This is a genomic window from Salinimicrobium sp. WS361 (assembly GCF_050750585.1).
Lineage (GTDB): Bacteria > Bacteroidota > Bacteroidia > Flavobacteriales > Flavobacteriaceae > Salinimicrobium.
Genome location: NZ_JBOJLM010000020.1, coordinates 1 through 19,964, shown reverse-complemented (window position 1 = coordinate 19,964; position 19,964 = coordinate 1). Strand labels below are relative to the sequence as shown.

The following is a 19,964-nucleotide window of genomic DNA, read 5'->3' as shown; positions in this document are numbered from 1 at the left end:
TTCTTTTTAATTTCAAGAAGATAGACCCTAGTGCTATTGTCGAAAGATAATATTTTGACCAATTTTAGTAGCCATTATAAACGAAACCAAAAAATATTTAGAGCTACTTCATAGAACCCTTCTAAAAATCAATTAATATCGTTTTATCATGTCCGCTGGAAATTTTATTCTTTACCTGGTCTTTTGGTTTTAATCTTTTACCGGTTCGAAATACCTATAAGTCAATCAACAAATATTTCCAACAACTCAACCCGCTCCGAAGTTATTTCCACTTCCATATTTTTGGCGGGAATAAGGAAGGACTGACCTATGGCAATAGTTTCAGTATTACCCTCAATAGAAATTACAGCCTCCCCTCCGACACACATGTAAATCACAAAAGAGTCCAACCGAGAATAATCCTTTACCATGTGACCCTTTATCAAAATGAAATTAGTAGTAAAGTATTTACAGCTAACTATATTTGAAGTTTCGTTAAGACGTCTATCGACTAGCATTCTGAAATCTTCTTTTCTTTCAAGATCAATTACATTTAATGCAAGATCAGTATGCAATTCCCTGGAATTTCCTTCGGCATCCTTTCGATCCCAGTCATAGATGCGATATGTAATATCAGATGTTTGCTGGATTTCTGCGAGAAGGACACCGGATCCAATGGCATGTACCTTTCCGGTTTTTATAAAAAATGAATCTCCCTTTTTTACTTCCTCAAAATTTAGGAGTGATAAAATTTTCCCCGCCTCAAGACATTGTAAATATTCAGATTTAGAAATATTTTTTGAAAACCCTATGTTGATTTTTGATCCTTCGTCAGCCTGAACAACATACCACATTTCATTTTTTCCGAAGGAATCATGGCGCTCCCTGGCCACTTCATCGTGAGGATGCACCTGAACAGATAAATCTTTATTGGCATCTATAAATTTTATAAGTAGGGGAAAACTTGTTCCAAATACCTCAAAATTTTTCTTGCCAACAAGATCATGTTGATATTCCTCAATAAGATCCGATAATGCTTTTCCTTTCAAAGGGCCATTTTCAACAATAGAAGTATTATCCTTTACACTCGATATTTCCCAGCTTTCTCCAATATTTTTTTGGGTTGTTTTTTTATTTAAAATTTCTTTTAACTTATTACCTCCCCAGATTTTTTCTTTAAGTATAGGATGAAATTTTAATGGGTAATTTATCATGTTGTGGTAATCTATTTTAATTCGTTAGATAATTTAGAAAACTTAGAGCTATACCTTGATATTAGCTTCAGAGTTGTGGCATCGTGGTCGTATATTGAATACCAACCTTGGAATTCATGTGGCGGATCTCCGATGAAATCATCTCCTGGTCGCCAAATGGCACCCGCCTTTCGCGGCCGACCTTCACCCCCCCAGGCCCAGAAATTCACTCCGGAAACCTGTGGAATACTTTTGGCGTAAGTAAAAAAGGTACTGAAAATAAAATCAAAATACCTGTTTCGATAGCTCACCGACGCATCAAAATGATGGCTGTTGGCATCCCTGGAGATACCAAATTCCTCCAGAACAATAGGTATATTTAGTTCATTGGCCACCTGAAAATGGTCCTGAATATAAGCACTGGCTTTCAAAATAGCATCGTCGAAAGTTTCCTCTGCTCTCTCCGGATCATACCAGCCCCAGTTCTGGATCCACACGTGAAATGTAGCATAATCGATATATGGTGAGTCATGATCCTTTCGGAAATGTGTCCCGTTTTGAGGAGAAGGTGTGTTCCCTTCGCTCCCAATGCTTACCAGATGCTGCCCATCGAGTTCCTTAATAAATTTCGCGGTATTGTGAAGCCAATTCCTATAAGCTTCTTCATAGGCTCCCCCCTGAGGTTCATTGGTAAGCTGCCAGGCCATAATCGTAGTGTCCTCTTTGTAGGCAACACCTGTAAGGCTATTCTCTCTTTCTATAATTGTCCGAATAAAATTTCGAAACCATTCTTTAGCTGTTTCGTTGGTGTAGAACTGAGAAGCATAAGCCTGATAAGTACCCCAGTCTCCTCCTTCTGCAGGAGGGGGATATGGAATGACTTCATTATCGTTGGCCCAGGAGACATATTGTGAAAAACCTCCTGACCAGGGCCAAAAGTTATTGAGGCAAACAACTGCCAGCATATTCCTCTTCTTCATTTCCGCCAACAAAAAATCCAGCCCTTGTAGAAGATCTTCATTATAATTCCCGGGGAATTCCTGTACGGTGGGCTGCATACGCCAGGGGGTACCCTCTGCTCCTTCAGAGCCTGCCATTATTCTCAGGTTCTTCACCCCAAGATCCTCTAACCTGTCTAATTCGCGGACGAGCCTTTCTTTATCTTCATGGCCCAGGTTCATCCCGTACCAGAAATTGGTACCCAAAAAATGGTAAGGTTTACCCTGATGAACAAAGCCACCATGCTCTACCTGCACAAATTTCTGACCTACTGCCTCTGTGGTTAACACACACAAAAACAATAAGTAATAAACAATCTCTCTTTTCATCTTTACGTTATTTAACCTGAAAGCTTACTTTTTCTGTTGTGTCACTGCTACCTCCCAGCCACAGCTCATATTCCCCCGGCTCCACTACTTCCTCCATATCGCGATTCCAGAATGCCAGGCTCCTTATATTAAGTTCAAAATGCACTACTGTTTGCTCCCCCGGTCCCAAGGTGATTCTTTTAAAATCCTTAAGTTCCTTCACCGGCCGGATCACACTGGCATACAGATCACGAGTGTACAACTGCACCACCTCTGTTGCCATTGCTTTACCCGTATTTTTTAGAGTCACTCCAACTTTTAGTATACCGTCCCTTTGCAGTACATCCTCAAGGAGCTCAATACGCCCATATTCAAAAGTGGTATAAGTGAGGCCGTAACCAAATGGAAAGAGGGGCTCATGTCCGCTATCAAGATAGAAGGATCTGTTCCCCAGGGAGGTCTGGGAAGCTTCTACAGGAATTTCATCTATTAGCATCTCATTGTCAGTGGCCGGCCTTCCTGTATTTTCATGGCTGTAATAAATGGGAATCTGCCCTACATTTTTGGGAAAAGTCATGGGTAATTTTCCAGAAGGGCCCGATTTTCCGAACAGCACATCGGCTATAGCAGGCCCTCCCATGGTACCTGGATGCCAGGCATATATTACCGCATCGGAAAGTTCCACCTCCTTTTCAATCTCAAGTGGCCTACCGGCCAGAAAAACCGAAACCAATGGCTTATTAAGTGCGGCAAGCTCTTTTAACATTTTAGTTTGTGCTCCCTGGAGCCGAAGGTTGGATAAACTGTGTGCTTCCCCCGAAAGAATTGATTCCTCTCCCAAAAATACAACTATCGCATCAGCCGCTGCAGCAAGCTTCCTCATTTTCACAAAGCTGGTGGTATCTTTATCCCTCGAGAATTTCAGTACTGGGTGATGAAGAATCTCCACCTCTTCGCCGTACATTGTTTTTAAGGCATCTAAAGGCGTTATGGTGTAGTCTTTCTCCCCGTCGAATACCCATGTGCCAAGTTGTTCATGAGGGGCATCGGAAAGAGGTCCAAAAACAGCCAGAGTCTTTATGTTTTTCAAAGGGAGTGTCTCCTCCTGGTTTTTTAGAAGTACGAAGGATTCTTCTGCTGCCTTCTTAGCCAGGGCCAAGTGCTCTGTGTGGTAAAATTTACTATCCCTGTCCTCCTCTACGTAAGGATTCTCAAACAAACCTAGTCGGAATTTAACCCTTAAAATATTCCTAACCGCATTATTAAGATCCTCCATGGAAAGGCTGCCCTGACGCACAAGCTTTTCCCCATGTTCTACAAAGGTGCCACTGACCATTTCCATGTCAATACCGGCCTCTATGGCCTGATTTGCAGCCTGTGAACGATTTTGACTATAACCGTGTACCACCATTTCATCTACCGAAGCCCAGTCGGAAACCACAAAACCGTCAAAGCCCCACTCCTCTCTGAGAATACTCTTCAAAAGATGCTTGTCACCCGTAGCCGGAATTCCGTCATTGGCATGAAAGGCCGACATTATGGTGGCCAGACCAGCCTCCTTTACAGCAGCTTCGAAGGGCTTTAAGTAAAGGTTCCTCATTTGCCTTTCGGGGATATATGTAGAATTATAATCTCTTCCTCCTTCCGCAGCACCATATCCCGCAAAATGCTTGGCAGAGGCGGCAAGGGAGGTAGGATTGGAAAGATCTTTTCCTTGGAAACCTTTCACCATAGCCACAGCCATTCGGGAGGCCAAAAACGGGTCCTCCCCGGGACTTTCAGCTACTCTACCCCAACGTGGGTCACGGGTGATATCTACCATGGGTGCAAAGGTCCAGCGTATTCCTACTTCCGATGCCTCCACTGCTGCCGCTCTTGCCGCTTCTTCCACGATATCAGGATCAAAACTTGCAGCCTGACCTAAAGGAATAGGAAAAATAGTTTTGAAACCATGGATCACATCCCGGCCAATGATGATGGGAATTCCCATTCTAGACTCCTCCATGGCTATCTGCTGAGCCTTGTTGGCCACGGCAGGATCTGTTATACTTAGAACAGAACCGGCCATTCCCCTCCGAATCAAGTTATAATTAACCTCCATATTATCGGCGGAAAGCTGGTTCATCTGCCCTAGTTTTTCCTGTATTGTCATCTCTTTAAGGAGCCGGTCAATCTGCTGCTCAATCTCCTCAGAGAAATGCTGTGCTGTCATAGGGGTGTAAATTTGTATAAGCAGAAAACAAAACAATATATTTTTCATGCCAAATTTTTAGAAAAAGAAGTAATACATTCCAAAACAAGTTATTACCAGCAAGAGGGCTTGAAACCTAAAATTCTTATACCAAACAGTTCCTTCCAATTCCTTGGTTTCGTCCTTCCAGATCTGTACCGTCCATGTGTTCTTTTCCACCTTTTCCAGTTCCGGAGGAGCCGTCATAAGACTTACCAGTACATTGACAATTAAACTAAGAAGCATTACTATAGGCGCCAGTAAAAGGAAGTGTAAACCTATTTCAATCTCCAGTACATACTTTGTAAACATAATTGCAGCTGCCATTACAAGTCCGGACATGAGTCCGCTAAAGGCTCCTACTGCATTGGAACGTTTCCAGAAGAGTCCAAGGAAAAAGGTCGCTACTACCGGGGGAGCGAGATAACTTACGATCTCCTGGTAATAAGCTATTAAAGAATCAAACTCCTCGATGAAGGGGGCCCAAACCACTGAAACTATTAATGCCACCACCGCTGTAATTTTACCCACCCTGACTTTTTCCTTACTAGAAGCATTTTTATTCCATTTGCTGTAAAAATCCATTGTAAAGAGAGTGGAGACTGAACTTAAAGTCGCACTTAAAGTTGATGTCAGTGCTGAAATCATAGCTGAAAGAATAATTCCGATAAGCCCGATTGGAAGCAGTTCAACTATCAGTCGAGGATAAACTTCATCAGTATTCACACCGTAATCTGTCTTTAAAGTGCTCCCACTAATAATACTATCGGGCAAGTTTTCTACTCCGAATAGATTTATACCTCTGGCTATCAGACCAGGCATTATAAAAATGAAAATTGTAAACAGATAGAGGAAACCTACCAACAGTACCCCTTTTCTACCATGATCAACAGACCGTGCAGAAAGCACCCTTTGAACCATCACCTGGTTGTTAGCCCAGAAATAAAAGCCAAGGATTGGAATCCCAACCCACATGCCCAGCCAGGGCACAGTAGGATCATCCATGGGGCGAGTCAATTTGAGCCAAAAACCCTCGTTAAAGCGGTCTATGAAGGTTTCCCATCCACCTATTTCATTCATAGCAAAAAAGGCCAATATGGTGGAACCAACAATTAGAACGCTTGCCTGTATTACATCGGCATTAATTGCAGAGGAGAGTCCCCCTATAATAGTATAACTTCCAGCTACAGCAGCCATTCCTATAATAATCCACATTACCTCTGCTTCTGGAAAGATCATCTTAATAATTAATGCCCCGGTATAAAGTGTTGCAGAAGCATCCAAAAAAACATTTCCTATAATCGTTATAAATGAAAAATAAGTTCTGGATTTTCCGTCGAATCGCTTCTCCAGAAATTCAGGCATTGTAAAAATTCCGGAACGGATGTAAAATGGCAGGAAAAAAAGAGCAAAGAAGACCATCACCAGGACCGAAATCCAGTTGTAATTAAAAACGGCGATGCCACTTATAAATCCTTCTCCCGAATGTCCCATTAACGTGGAACTAGAGACACTGGCAGCAAATAAAGAGAGGCCCACTACAGGCCATGTTAGATCGCGTCCTGCAAGGAAATAGGAATCCGAGTCTTTAGCTTTTCCGTGCTTTAACGCCCACCAGATAATAAAAACAATATATAAGACAAGAACGATTAAATCTATAGTGGATAATTGAGCCATTAAATTGATCTTTAATATTTATAGGTGGTATATAAAACCACACTTTTAGAAGGAATATTTATTGTGCTGGTTTTGTCTTTAAAGGTCAAATTTTCTTCGTGCGGAACCGGAAAATTATTGCTATCGACCGGCCTTAAATCTTCACTATATATGAATTTCCTGAAGACCTGATCCTGATATATTTCAGTATCAAGCTGAAACGTGGCATCACTGACACTATTATTTACAACAGCAAAAGTGATTTGCTCTTCCTCTGTACGACCCGCGACCATCCTAACCCCTTGCATGTTTAAACCAGAATTCTTAACTATAATCATTTCTCCGGGAAAATAGCGCGTCATTATGGACCAGGTATAGAACCATGGTCGAATGTCTTCCTCTGTAGAATCTCCAGTAAGCTCTTTCCCTAGTATATTCCACATCCCCCATTTCTTTAGTTGAGTCTTATCACCAGTATCTCCATTGGTATGCATTGCATCATCCAAGCCCCAAGCTATCACTGCATCAAAGCCACTATTCATTGATTGCACCAACACATCGGTCATGTCTACACCATAATCAAAATCATATATTGACATCTGACTATCAGGGCTTGCAAATTCATCAGCTTCGTATCGCTCAATATTTTCTTCAACATATTTTTCAAAACCTATTTCTCCCAATATGAAAGGCTTTCTAGCCACACTGTCAGCAAAGGAAACTAGAGACCCATAGTGGGCTCCGAATTCACCTGACCTCACAAAATCCTTTGTAGGATAGTCGTGTACATCATAAGCTCCCAGTACGTCACTTAGCTGCAATACGGCTTCTCTTGCCCACTCCTCCCCTGTGTAAGCAGAGGCTTCATTATTGTAAGGCGTGGCATCGGGTCCGATAATTTGAATCTCCTCTTTCAAGCCTCTGGCGACAAAGGCACTGTCGAGCATCAAAATACCTTCCTTCCATTCTTCCCAGTTACCATCAACAGTAGACCAATATCCGTTAGGCTCGTTGACCAGGTTGTAGTAATCGATAGTGGTATAGCCTTTTTCTTTGATGAGAAACTCCACATGATCGGCAATTATAGAAATCCACCGGGGGTCATTCGTCCCGGTGAAAGCATCCTGCATGTTTAGATTTGTATCATGAACTTTATAGGGTTGTCCCCATTCTCCGAGAATTACTTTCACATTATTCTCCTGACAGTAATCAAGTAATTTGAAAAGGGCTTCCATTTCGGGATTGTCAAATTCGACTATGGGATTCCCGTCGTCATCCATCCCTTTTAAATATCTCCAGTTTGCCTGATCTAGCACCCTTACAATTTGGGGCTTCATATAATCCAATCGATCAAATACTTGTTGCCACTTGTCCTCGGTCATCAAAAGCCCCCATTCAGCATCTGGTGAATCGGCATGTGGATAGGCAGACCACTCCACCCCGTTTCCAATGAACTCAGATGAAATGACATTGTCCATTTCAATTCTTACCAGTTCATTTTCCTTCTCCTGTGTATTCTGACAGGAGGTGAAAAACCCCGCCGCCAGTGAAAGAAATATGAAGAAGCTGATATTTTTATTTTTCATTTTTTAACAAATTTAAAAGTTCATCCAGGTCACAGGTAGCAAGCCCCACAAATCGATCTGCTGCTCCGTAATATACGTACAAGGTACCGTCGATTATCATATTCCCTGTAGGGAACACACAGCCTTTATAGAAACCGTCAATCTCATAATCGTGCTCCGGTTCCATCACCCAGTCATCAAGTCTGCATTTTACGATAGAGGGATCCTCCAGGTCAAGCAAAGCCACACCTACACGATAATATCCCTGCCCTCCATTTTCCACTCCGTGATAAATAATGAGCCATCCGTCTTTAGTTTTCAAAGGAGGGGTGCTACCTCCAATTTTCTCTTCCCAAGAATTTTTCTTCCCGGCCAAAAGCAGTGTACTAGGCTCATCCCAAACCATCAAATCATCTGAATACCGCAGCCAAATTGATGGATGCTCACATCCATATTCTTTTCCCACCCACTCCTTTGGCCGATGCAACATAGCATACCTTCCGTTAATTTTCTCTGGAAATAGGATAACATCTCTATCATCTAAATTGCTCTGGGTAATCCTGCCCAGCCTCCGGTAATTCTTAAAATCAGTGGTAAGAGCAAGACCGGAATTGGCTATATTATTTTTCAGTACCTCGGGCGCATCTGGACCACACTCTGGCAGATTGATTTCGTCATGACCAAATTTCCAGTACTGACCTGGAGGATAAGGCCTATAAGCATAAGTGATATAGTATTCATCTTCGAACTTTACGATTCTCGGGTCTTCTACAGCACCCATGTCAGGTCCGTCTACACTAGGAGAAAAAACGGGCTCTCGGTAAGCTCTCTGAAAATCCACTCCATTTTTACTAGTGGCCAGACCAAAGCGGATTACATGATCCTCATCATCCCCAGCGGCTCGATAAAGCATATAAAAGGTTCCATTTTCATACCATACTCCTGGATTACAAACTACCAGACTCTCCCAATAATTCTCCGGATTTGGTTTTAAAATTGGATTAGCCTCACTTTTTTTAAATTTAAATTTCACTGCCTTATTGCTTGCTGCTTGTTGCTGCATCTTATTCACGATTCTATGTTTATATTTAATTAAAATCTATCCCGTTGACCATTTCATACATCTCAGGAAGGTCACTGCTGAAAAGTATGTGGTCCATTGCAAAAAATTTCTGAAAATCAGGAGCTGAACTATGTCCTTCAAATGGAGCGAAAAAATGAAACCCTGTATTGGACGGATCATATTTGTTTCTCCACATCACAACCATAGATATTTTCTTTCCAGCTAAAGGAGTTCCAATTTCCCGGGTCCAATATTCTTCATAAGTTTCCCCGTCCGAACCTAAAATACCTTCAATTCCAGTTTCAGTAACTCCTGAAGGTTTGTTTTTCTCCTGTGAAAGAATAGCCAGGTTCCTTAAGTTACTGCTAAAAGCAGCTGTATTAGTACCATGGTAACTGTCCATTCCTAAAAAATCTACATAATTATCACCCGGCCACCTGAATAGCAAGTTTTCCTTGCTACCAAGTTGATCAAGCTGGGGGGAAATAGCATAAATGAAGTTGTGAACTTCCTTTTCATTTTTTAGATAATCGATAGTAAACCTCCATAAATCAATGAATTCCTGTTGGGTTGTAGCACTTCTACCCCACCAGGACCAGGTTTGGTTATGTTCATGATAAGGGCGAAAAATAACAGGAATAGGCTTTCCATTATCATCTACCAAACTATGGGCCACTGCTGCCAATCTATCTAACCAATCAAGATATTTTTGATTAGTTGTACTTCCCTCAATCAATATTTCCTTAACCACATCATTTCTGGAGTTATCCCAGGAATCACCACCCGTTAAAGGATTGTTTAAATGTGCATTAGCCAAAATTACCTCTCCTCTTCTTCTGGCTTCTTTTATGGTTCTCACCCGATGCTCATTTAATTCCGCAGTGGCATAGCGATCGTCCATCAATTCAGCGAAGTCCACACTAAATACTGCAGGGTAATCACCTACTACGTCCTTAATGTCAGATCGTCCGTGTTCGACATACCAGTTTCTTCCATAAAGTAAAGCGTCGTGATGCCCAAACATGACCCCCTGCTCCTGTATGCTCCACAAATTGGAATACAGAGCCTTGGTTTCCTCCGTTGCCTGTTTATCCACGAGTGAAAGGGCTGTATTTTCCCCTGGCTGAGGTTTTTCACCTCCGCCATCATGGTTATCATCTGTAGAACAACCCAGGTTTAAAAAAAATATTAAGGATAAATATGCAGTTATCTTTTTCATATATAATTAATAAGTAAAATTTGTCAGTACGATCAGAGTTTCAGGGGTAATTTCCATCTCCAGGCTATCAGCGGAATTAATCTTAAGACCTGTCTCATTGGGTAAGATCTTGTGATCCCCTTCAGTTATGATTAAGTCCTCTGAATAAATGAATTTTTTCATTCCTTCAAGGTTCGGCAAATTTTCAAAACTAATTTTAATGTGCTTTTTTTCTTTGCCTACATTTACTATAGCGAGCATATGGCTTCCATCTTTCTCCAGGGAAATGGCTTTAACAGATTCATCTCCTTCCCGAACAGTCTCTATTATGCGAGACCCGGAAGGCATATATTTTGTTAGTAATGACCATGCATAGAACCATGGTCGAACCGCTTCCTCTTCCGCACCAAAAAATTCCTCTCCGAGAATATTCCAGAAACCCCATACTTTTAGTTTATGTCTTTCTTCTTTGGAATGCATAGCATCGTCGAGCATCCAAACTACACACCCCGAGTAACCTTCATTCACCGTCTGGAAAAGCGCATCGGCCATATCCGTACCGTAGACATGATCATAAACAAACATTTGTGAATCCTCTACAGAAGCGTAGGGCTTAGCCTCTGCCCTGGCAATGTTTTCCTCATTCAGATGTTTATCTTCTTCCGCCACAAACTTGAATCCGATCTCACCCATAATTATAGGCACATCATCTGGAGCTTCTTCTTTATAAGCCCTGATTATCTCAGAATATTCGCCAGAATTTACGGTGGATTTGGAAGGATAAGTATGGATATCGTAAAGTCCTACCGCTTCCCCCAAATCTCTTTCGGTCCTACTAATCCAGTCCGTTTCATCAGTGTCCCAAATAGCGATATCCGGACCCATGATACTCACTTTATTTGTAAGGCCACGAGATTCCAGTTGTTCCTGAAAGTAGGCCGTAGCATCTCTCCATAGGGTGTAGCTCTCATCTGTCACTGACCAGAAGCCATTGGGCTCATTGATCATGTTGTAGTACTTAATACAAGAGAAACCCTTGTCGTTAACCAAAAAATCCAAATATTTCGCTGCATACTCCAGATGCCTTTCTGAAATAGTATCCGCTTTAGAATCCACCATTCTTCCTCCCCAATCTCCAAAGGTGACAGTAACATCTCTGGACTGGCAATACTCCAAGATGGGCAGCAGTTGCTCAAGACCCTTTTGAACGTTAAGAGTGTCCCCCTCCATGGCTGAGGCCGTATTGATCATCACACGCATTACCTGGGGTCTCATAAAATCCAGACGGTCATAAATTTTCTTCCAGTCGGCCTCCGATATGGATAGTTGCACTTTCCCATAGTCTAGTTGATAAGGGTCCCATTGGGCTCCATTTCCTAAGTAGGATTGGGTAATTATGCGAGCTCCATCAATAATAATATTGGCATCTACTACAGGTCTTGGAGAACCTTCGGGATCTGAAGTATCACCTGGTTTTATAACACAGGAGGAAATAATAAAAAACATAATGAGACCCAAGATCATCCTTGAACCTGTAGCTTTTTGCAACATGATTTTCTGTTTTAGAGGTTACTCCTTCACTACATCTATCCAGTACCTACGCGGTTTTTTAACGAACTTGTCATAGTCAGAATAAATATTGTCCCAGTCATCAGTCCCATTTAAATTAAAGGCAAATGCATAATTCTCGATGGTTTTGGATAACCCGTTGCCTAGATCCTCTGTTCCCGGACCTTCAAAAGTACCGGTTGTGGTCCGACCATCTTCGAAGGTGAAGGTTATGGTTCCATTCGTGTAATTTCGGGACCATTCCGCCTGACCTTTAGGTATTTTTCTGTAAAAATGATTTACATCGGTTGTAGGTTCGGCCACAAAGGTAAATTCGGCATAGGTTTCGTCCTCCCCGGCATAATTAGTCACTGTACCGTAGGTATTTCCCTCCTCAGTAATTCCCGAAAGATCAAAAACAAGATAATTGTCAAGCTCCTTTTCGGGACCATTCTCCGGCCATACCCATGGTTTAGAGGTCAAAGACAACACGCCTCCACCTCCATATTCTGGACCCGTCCCCCCGTAGAGTACTAGATCCTGAATTTGATAAGTACCTAGAATAGTTTCCTGAAACGGATTTACCTTAATAGTATACTCTCTGGTTTTACCTGTTGGAGAAGTAACGACAAGGCTTGATGTATTGTTTTCATTTTCAAAATTAAGACTCTCACCTTCAACAACAGTGCTTTTCGCATTATAAGAAAGAACCAGTTGTTCAAGTGTAATACTACTTAAATCAGGGACAGCATCTGCATTGATAGAAACCTCTATTTCACCTGCGTTCTCATCAGTTCTGGTTATAACTGGTTGTCCTATCTGGTTTTCAAATTTTAATGAAAGAATACTTCTTTCATTATTCCAGTTTCCTTCCTCAATGTCTTCCCATGGATCAGTTTGACAACCTGTCAACGCTAAACTGACAAAGGCTGTTATTACTATGGCTATTTTCTTCATCATCTTATTATTTGATATTATAAATTCGGATTAAGATCTATTTCGGTTTGGGGAATTGGATAGAAATTTGCCTCGGTTTCTGATAGACCTGAAGCTTCAGGAACTACTTCTGTGACTCTGTTGAATCTCCTCAAATCAAACAACCTGTTTCCTTCCCAGGAAAGTTCCCACTTCCTTTCATTCAGAATGGCTTCACGGAATTCGTTTACCCCCATTCCAGATGGCAAATCTTCCAGTCCAGCTCTATTGCGAATAAAATTAACATATGAATAAGCTTCGGCAGTTGGTCCGGCAGCTTCGGCATATACCAGGGCGATATCTGAAAAACGAAGTAGGAAAGGCTTAGTACTGGTTTTATCCCCAATAAAATCGGGATCAATATATTTTCGGGTAAAAGGATAAACAATAGCTCCCGGGTACGTCGCAACGACTTCCCCTGCTGCATTATAAACAGTATCTACAATTAATTCTGTTTTTCTTCTGTCATTATCAGCAAAACTATTGTAGAACTCTGTAGTAGTCTGAAAGACACTCCAACCATCATGTGTAGGGACCAGACTACCATCGGGGTTTTCTAAGTAAACAGTAGCCCCATCTATATAAGGGATAAACAACTTTGAGATTTTTGAATAATCCCCCTCAATTTCTCCAGATCGATCCATTGACAAAAGAAAAATATTCTCTCTACCTAATGGTTGGTCGACATCATAGATTTCAATCAGATCTTCCTCAAATCCGTACACAGACTGACCTTCCAATACTTCCTTGGCACGTTGTGCAGCAAGATTATACATTTCGTCCACATCCTTATTCATTTCCGTGTAAAGAGAAACCCCATGTTCTTTTGAGGAGGCAATTTGTAGGTACACTTTGGAAAGTAGTGCCTGTGCAGCGACTTTATCCACTCTTCCCAACCTCTGCTCAAGCCCCATTAGACCTATCGCTTGTTGTAAATCTGATATGACAAGGTCATACACTTCATCGAGATTGGCAGAAAGAGGGCTGGTAGTGCGGTCAATACTCTCCACAAGCTCAGTTTGCATAGGTACGTTTCCATACGCCTTCACTAAGTTAAAATAACTCCAGGCTCGTAAAAAGTACGCTTCACCCATTAATCGATCTTTGATCCCCTGGTCGAAATCCCCGTTAGGAATATTCTTTATTACTGCGTTAGAACGATTGATTATGATATAGCTATACTTAAAATAGTTTGATAGAATCCCATTTGTACTAAAATTAGAGACTGTCCAATTGTGCAGATCCTGAACATCTGCACCTTCATCCGATTTTGGAAAGGCTTCATCTGTTGGAAGATCTCCAAGATAAAAATAAGCCCTGGAGTATTCTAAGTATGTTAAAGCATCATATGCATAATTTACTGCAGCATCGGCATCTTCTGCCGTTTGATAGAAATTGTCCTCAGAATAGAATCCATAAGGCTCTTCCTCCAATTCGCACGAGACAAGGCCGAGAGTAAAAAGAAATAATAAATACTTATAAGTTGATTTCATCGTAATTTTTTTTAAAAAGTTAAATCCAGTCCTAAAGTCAATTGCCTCAGTCGAGGATATCCACCCCAATAAATCCCATCACCTCCTACTTCAGGATCATAACCACTGAAGTCAGTAAAAGTATATAAGTTGTTACCGTTAATATATACACGTGCCGAACTAGTGTTTTGTGTAGAAAGATTGAATGTATAACCAACAGTTACATTCTGGACCCGCACAAAAGAACCATCTTCCAGCCACCAGTCAGATAGGTTAGTCAGACGTCCATCCCTGAGACTCGGATAAGCATTAGTTGGATTATCAGGTGTCCATCGTAAAGGCTGATTGCTCGGCTGATTAAAGGCTTGTGTATTAAGAACATCCTGCCCAAAAGCACCGTTAAGAAACAGGTTAAAATCAAAATTGGCATAATTCAAATCAAATCCAAGACTGGCATGAAAATCAGGGTTTGGATCTCCAATAATTGTACGGTCTTCAGTATTTATGATACCATCACCATTTATATCAACATATTTGAATTCTCCAGGCTGTGCCAGACTTCCATCCAAACCTGCTTCAATTCCTTCCTGCAAGTTTTGAATAATACCGTCTGTTTTGTAACCGTAAAAGATATTAATTGGCTGACCGACAGCAAGAAGATTTGGATATTGACGGAATTGCTCTATACTATTTCCCCAATATTCGAACTGCATTCCAGTGTTTGGATCAATGGTTAAACCGGATTCAGCAGTATTTCCGAGACTTACCACTTCATTCTGATTCCTTGAAAAAATTAAGGTGGTATTTAGAGTCAAATTATCAGATTGGATTAACCCTGCGTCCAGACTTAATTCAAAACCACGATTTTTAATTTCACCGTCGTTCACCCAAAGTCTGTCATACCCAGATGAAAGAGGCAAAATGCGTTCCCTTAGTAGATCACTAGTATGCTTCTGGTAGTAATCGAACGTAAGGTTCAATCGCTCTTCAAAGAAGGAAAGATCTGCTCCTAAATTCCATTGAGATGTAGTTTCCCATTTTAGATCAGGATTGGGAATTCCTCCCCATAACGCTTCAATTCCTCCCTGACCCGCTCTTCCAACAATATACCCCGGACCAACGGCAGTAACCCAACTTCCATTGTTATAATAATTACTGACTCCATACCGGCTAAGGGTCTGATAAGGACTTATCCCCTGATTTCCTGAAATTCCGTAGCTGGCCCGAAGCTTAAATTGATCAAGTTCATCAAAGTCAGCCATAAATTCTTCTTCGTGCACCTTCCAACTTAGTGCTCCCGAAGGAAAATAAGCCCACTTGTTATTTTGTCCAAATTTCGAAGAGCCGTCTGCTCTGGCAGTAAAGGTTGCCAGGTACCTGTCGTCATATCCATAGTTGATCCTAAAAATACCTGAAACCAGCTCGGTTTCTACACGACCATTCTGAACCTGATTTAATTCTGGATTACCGGCCTCCATGTTCTCATTCCCCAGGGTTTCATTCACGAAATCAAAAGCTCCAAGATTTGAGCTCCTTGAAGAATAATTTTCATATGTAAAACCGGCTGTTATCCCTAAATTGTGCTTTCCGAACCAGTCATTATAATTAGCAAAGGTTTCCGAAACGTAATTATGATCTTCCCAATTACGGATCCATCCCGCTCCATCATTAAAATCTCCGGTTTCCGTATATACATCTGGAAAATATTGATCATTAATAGATTTGCCATGCTTATAATTAAGCCTGCTAGTAAGCTTTAAAGGGGCTATAATCCTCCATTCTAAAGCAGCTGAAGTAATTAAGTCTAACATTTCGGTCTCATCCAATCTGTTTTCTGAGATAGCCAAAGGATGTGAGTAATCATTAGTTCCTATAAGATTGTATTCACCTTGGGAGTTGTAGACTGGAAAAATAGGATTCCTCCAATACGCTAAACCTCCATTGTACTCCCTCATTCCTTTCGAGAGTATATTAGATACCCTGATAGATAAATTGTCTAGAAGATCATGCTTCACCCTTAAGTTATATCCATATTTGCTATAGTCATCATCGATGTAGACCCCCATATCGGTATAGTAATTTGCACTTAGATTGAAACTAGTCTTTTCAGTTCCACTATTAACACTAATAGTAGTATTGTTGGACATGGGGTTATCACGAAATACAATATCATCCCACTCTGTAAAATGAGGCCATTCCCCTGACTGCAGTTCCCAAATAGAGGGATAGTAAACTCCTGTAGAATTCTCAGCTCCTATATAGAGTGGTTCGAAACCACCATTCCTTCTTGATTCATTATTCAACTGAGCCATCAATAATGGATCTCGCCATAAATCAACCTTTGAAGTAAAAGCAGATACGGTAGATTGTTGCTGAATTCTCACCTGCGTTTTCCCTTCTTTGGCCATTTTAGTAGTTATAATAATTACTCCATTAGCACCTCTGGAACCATAAATTGCCGAAGCAGAAGCATCTTTCAAAACATCTACACTTTGGATGTCCGACGGGTTAATTTGTTTTAAATTCCCAGCATCCCCAAGTGGAAATCCATCCACCACAATTAAAGGTGCATTGGAACCACGCAAGGAGCTTCCCCCTCTAATACGAATCGTAGCCCCAGCTCCTGGATCCTGAGATGGAGTAGCGACCTGCAGACCTGCCACTCGCCCCTGAAGGACACGCTCTATCGAATTAGCAGGAATATCTTCAATTTCGCCCACATCAATTGTACTAACAGAGCCCGTTAGATCCTTTCTCCTGACTTCACCATAACCAACAACAACTACCTCAGACAACTCTTGCATGTTATTCATAAGAGTAACAGTCATTTGCCCATCTCGAGGAATCGAAATCGTTTTAGTAATAAAACCTATACTAGAAAACACAAGTTCTCCATCAGGGTTTTCCACCTCTAATGTGAAGTTTCCATCAAAATCGGTCACTGCACCGTTATCTGGAGTATTCTTTTCAAAAATATTTACACCCGGCAATGGCATTCCATCCTCAGAGACCACGGTACCACTCACAGACATTTGCGCAAGTACCGGTAGGCTGAAGACAAAGAAGCCAAGTAAGAGTGCATATTTACTTAACACGTATTTCATTTGGTATTAATTTTAGAAGGTTTGTAATATCATATTTCACAAAGTAATAACATTTACTTCTACCCACTTTTGTAAATTATGCCTCATAATGATACTTTAATGAAAAAAATGAAGTTCTTAAAGCCTATTTTACCTTATGTTCTCTTCAATTTTATTTATTTACTTTATATTTGTGACCATAATCATTTAGTATATAGAGGAAAAACGCTAATCCTAATAAAACTATAAAATTTGTATTATTATGAATGAACACAAACGGATAATGCGGGAATTAGTGCCTATTTCTGAAGATGATTTTTTCATTGTCCTTAACCATCGTAATGCTAAATTTGACTTCCCTTTGCACTTTCACCCAGAACTGGAGTTGAACCTGGTGCTAAATTCCTCCGGTAAACGAATTATTGGAGATTCAATTTTGGAATATCAAGGTTCTGATCTGGTACTAGTTGGAGCCAATACTCCCCACACCTGGATAGGAACAGAAGGCGAAGCTCATGTGGTAACAATCCAGTTCCACCAGCATTTCTTAGCACCGGAATCTCTAAACCGAAAGCTGATGCTATCTATTAAAGAATTGCTGGAACGTTCAAAGCGAGGAATATTATTTTCAGAAGAAACCATTGAAAAATTGAAGCCAAGAATTCTTGAGTTATCAGAAACACAAGATTTTGATTCTCTCCTGAAGTTTTTATCCATTCTTTACGATTTGTCTATCGCAAGAAATACTAAGATGCTTGCCTCTCATTCTTATGTGGATTATTATCGTATTTCAAAAAGCAGAAGAATTGAAAAGGTGAATAATTTCGTCCAAGAAAATCTTAATCAAAAAATCAATCTTAAAGATGTAGCTAACCTGATAAATATGTCAGAAACCGCCTTTAGCCATTTTTTTAGAAAATCTACAAATACCTCCTTTACTGACTACGTGAATGACTTGCGCCTGGGTCACGCAGCAAGACTCCTCACCGAAACAGAACTGACTATAAATGAAATATGTTTCGATAGCGGATTTAATAATGTATCTAATTTTAACAGGACATTTAAAAGAAAAATTGGCTTTACCCCTACAGGATTTAGAGCACAACAAAAGCTAATTACCAAACATTAATAGCTGCAGTGAGATTTAGAGACTACTTTATTTCCTGATTTAGGCATCTATACCCAGCCCAACTGTTCAAGGTTGAATAAATCCACTCAAAAAAATCTACCTATATCATTCTTAAGCTATTCATTCCAAAATAGTATAAGTGTAGGTAGCAAACAATCACTGGGAAAAGTCTCGGGCTCTTTCAACAGAACTTTCCTCATCTCTCGCTTGATCACCAAAAGATAGAAACTATAAAACTTTCTCGTGTTACTGCTTAGAAAGCGCACAGGAATCTAGGGAAAACCTTAAATTTTCATCCTCATAAACATGTAGTGATGATAGAGCAAATTACCTTCTCCCGTCAGGAACTTTATTCTCTAGTTTGGGAACATCCTCTCTCCTATTTTACAAACAGGTATATGGTTTCATACCCGAGCTTTAAGAATATCTGCAAAGAAAATGATATTCCTTTACCTCCAGGAGGGTACTGGTCAAAAAAGAAATTTGGAAAAGAAGGTTTACAGCCTGAATATTCTAAATTAAAAAACGAGAAAGAAATCGTTCTTTACCTCCGCCTTGAGGGAGACAATCGTGATTTCGGCTACCTAACCAAAATGGATAAAAAAAATCCTGGAGATTGAAGCAGATCCAAAGGTGAATTTGACTATTCCGGAAAAACTACCACCAAAAGTAGATCCGATTATAAAAGCAACAAAAAAATGGTTTAAGAAGGAAATTAAGGTTCCCGAGAATCTGGACTACTATGATCGATATTCTCCAGGTCCAATTCGCTGTTGGGTGTCGGAAAAACAGTTGAAACGTTCTCTCATCATTCTTTCTGTTCTGGTAAAGAACATTAAGGCCCGGGGACATGATTTTACTTTTGGAAGATACCATTCCTTTGTCAAGTTGTACGGAATTGAATTTGAATTAAGTATTTCAGAGAAAAAGAAAAGAATTAAGATTCAAGGGAAGTATGGAAGTGACTATAAATCTGAACCTACCGGTATGCTTTCCATTCAGGCCGGAGAAAATTTTTACAGTAAAGCCTGGAATGACGCTAAGACAGTTAAACTTGATAGTAAACTTTCTACAATAATAGCATGGTTGGAAATTGAAGCTGAAGACGAGAGGCAACGTGAAATTAAAAGAAAAATTCGAGAGGAAGAGCGAAAGAAGCAAGAAAGGATCGAAAGGGAAAAGCAGGAACTTTTTCAACAGGAATTGAAAGCTTTTAATGACCTCTACAAGAAGTCACAGCTATGGCACGAAGCTCAAAAATTGAGGAAATATCTAAGAAAATTCGAAGAGCAATTCGAAGTGGATGATCAATTGACCAAAGAAAATATCGAAATGCTTCACTTTGGTTTTCAAAAAGCTGATTGGTTGGATCCCTTTACCACAAGTGAAGATGATCTATTTTCTGATTTAGACCCTTATAACCTCCTGAAAAATTTAAATAAGTGAGCCCACGCGTTGTATATGCTGTATGCATTTAGTGAGTGTAATTCTATACCTCACCCTGCGGGTGTACAAGCACCCTCATGACTAATTCATTTATTCTATAATAACTTCAATACCTGCCTT

General features: G+C 40.5%; 14 protein-coding genes. 3 read left to right on the top strand and 11 right to left on the bottom strand.

Annotated features, from left to right (window positions below):
• Positions 1-221 precede the first annotated feature (221 nt).
• The 11 genes from ACQ93I_RS15325 to ACQ93I_RS15275 are packed head-to-tail and all read right to left on the bottom strand — an operon-like array spanning position 222 to position 17,290.
• The gene (locus ACQ93I_RS15325) at positions 222-1,193 is read right to left on the bottom strand and encodes a type I phosphomannose isomerase catalytic subunit (protein ID WP_431699281.1); all 972 of its coding nucleotides are present in this window, start codon (positions 1,191-1,193) and stop codon (positions 222-224) included.
• Between the two features lie 11 nt (positions 1,194-1,204).
• Entirely contained in the window at positions 1,205-2,500 is a 1,296-nt protein-coding gene (locus ACQ93I_RS15320; protein WP_431699280.1) for a glycoside hydrolase 5 family protein, read from the bottom strand.
• Between the two features lie 7 nt (positions 2,501-2,507).
• The gene (gene bglX / locus ACQ93I_RS15315) at positions 2,508-4,691 is read right to left on the bottom strand and encodes a beta-glucosidase BglX (RefSeq protein WP_431699279.1); all 2,184 of its coding nucleotides are present in this window, start codon (positions 4,689-4,691) and stop codon (positions 2,508-2,510) included.
• Between the two features lie 57 nt (positions 4,692-4,748).
• The gene (locus ACQ93I_RS15310) at positions 4,749-6,386 is read right to left on the bottom strand and encodes a sodium:solute symporter (RefSeq protein WP_431699278.1); all 1,638 of its coding nucleotides are present in this window, start codon (positions 6,384-6,386) and stop codon (positions 4,749-4,751) included.
• 11 nt (positions 6,387-6,397) lie between these two features.
• Complete coding sequence (locus tag ACQ93I_RS15305) at positions 6,398-7,951, bottom strand: hypothetical protein (protein WP_431699277.1); 1,554 nt, start codon at positions 7,949-7,951, stop codon at positions 6,398-6,400.
• Complete coding sequence (locus ACQ93I_RS15300; protein WP_266069110.1) at positions 7,941-8,993, bottom strand: glycoside hydrolase family 130 protein; 1,053 nt, start codon at positions 8,991-8,993, stop codon at positions 7,941-7,943. Before ACQ93I_RS15300 ends, ACQ93I_RS15305 begins: the two co-directional genes overlap by 11 nt.
• A gap of 25 nt (positions 8,994-9,018) precedes the next feature.
• Positions 9,019-10,212 carry a glycoside hydrolase family 26 protein gene (locus ACQ93I_RS15295; protein WP_431699276.1) on the bottom strand — a complete coding sequence of 398 codons (1,194 nt, stop codon included), beginning with the start codon at positions 10,210-10,212 and terminating at the stop codon, positions 9,019-9,021.
• A gap of 6 nt (positions 10,213-10,218) precedes the next feature.
• Positions 10,219-11,742: a hypothetical protein gene (locus ACQ93I_RS15290; protein ID WP_431699275.1), complete on the bottom strand. Its 1,524-nt coding sequence runs from the start codon at positions 11,740-11,742 to the stop codon at positions 10,219-10,221.
• Positions 11,743-11,760: 18 nt separating this feature from the next.
• A complete protein-coding gene (locus ACQ93I_RS15285) occupies positions 11,761-12,699 on the bottom strand; it encodes a hypothetical protein (protein ID WP_431699274.1) in 939 nt (312 codons plus the stop codon).
• 14 nt (positions 12,700-12,713) lie between these two features.
• A complete protein-coding gene (locus tag ACQ93I_RS15280) occupies positions 12,714-14,207 on the bottom strand; it encodes a RagB/SusD family nutrient uptake outer membrane protein (protein WP_431699272.1) in 1,494 nt (497 codons plus the stop codon).
• Positions 14,208-14,218: 11 nt separating this feature from the next.
• Complete coding sequence (locus tag ACQ93I_RS15275; protein ID WP_431699271.1) at positions 14,219-17,290, bottom strand: SusC/RagA family TonB-linked outer membrane protein; 3,072 nt, start codon at positions 17,288-17,290, stop codon at positions 14,219-14,221.
• A 241-nt stretch (positions 17,291-17,531) separates the two neighbouring features.
• Here ACQ93I_RS15275 and ACQ93I_RS15270 point away from each other — a divergent pair, with 241 nt between their 5' ends.
• The 3 genes from ACQ93I_RS15270 to ACQ93I_RS15260 all read left to right on the top strand — a co-directional run bounded on the left by ACQ93I_RS15270 (position 17,532) and on the right by ACQ93I_RS15260 (position 19,844).
• Positions 17,532-18,398 (top strand): AraC family transcriptional regulator, encoded by an 867-nt coding sequence (locus ACQ93I_RS15270; RefSeq protein WP_431699270.1) that lies wholly within the window; start codon positions 17,532-17,534, stop codon positions 18,396-18,398.
• A 314-nt stretch (positions 18,399-18,712) separates the two neighbouring features.
• Complete coding sequence (locus ACQ93I_RS15265; protein WP_431699268.1) at positions 18,713-19,018, top strand: hypothetical protein; 306 nt, start codon at positions 18,713-18,715, stop codon at positions 19,016-19,018.
• A 172-nt stretch (positions 19,019-19,190) separates the two neighbouring features.
• Positions 19,191-19,844, top strand: coding sequence for a hypothetical protein (locus ACQ93I_RS15260; RefSeq protein ID WP_431699267.1), 654 nt, complete (start codon positions 19,191-19,193; stop codon positions 19,842-19,844).
• Positions 19,845-19,964: the final 120 nt, after the last annotated feature.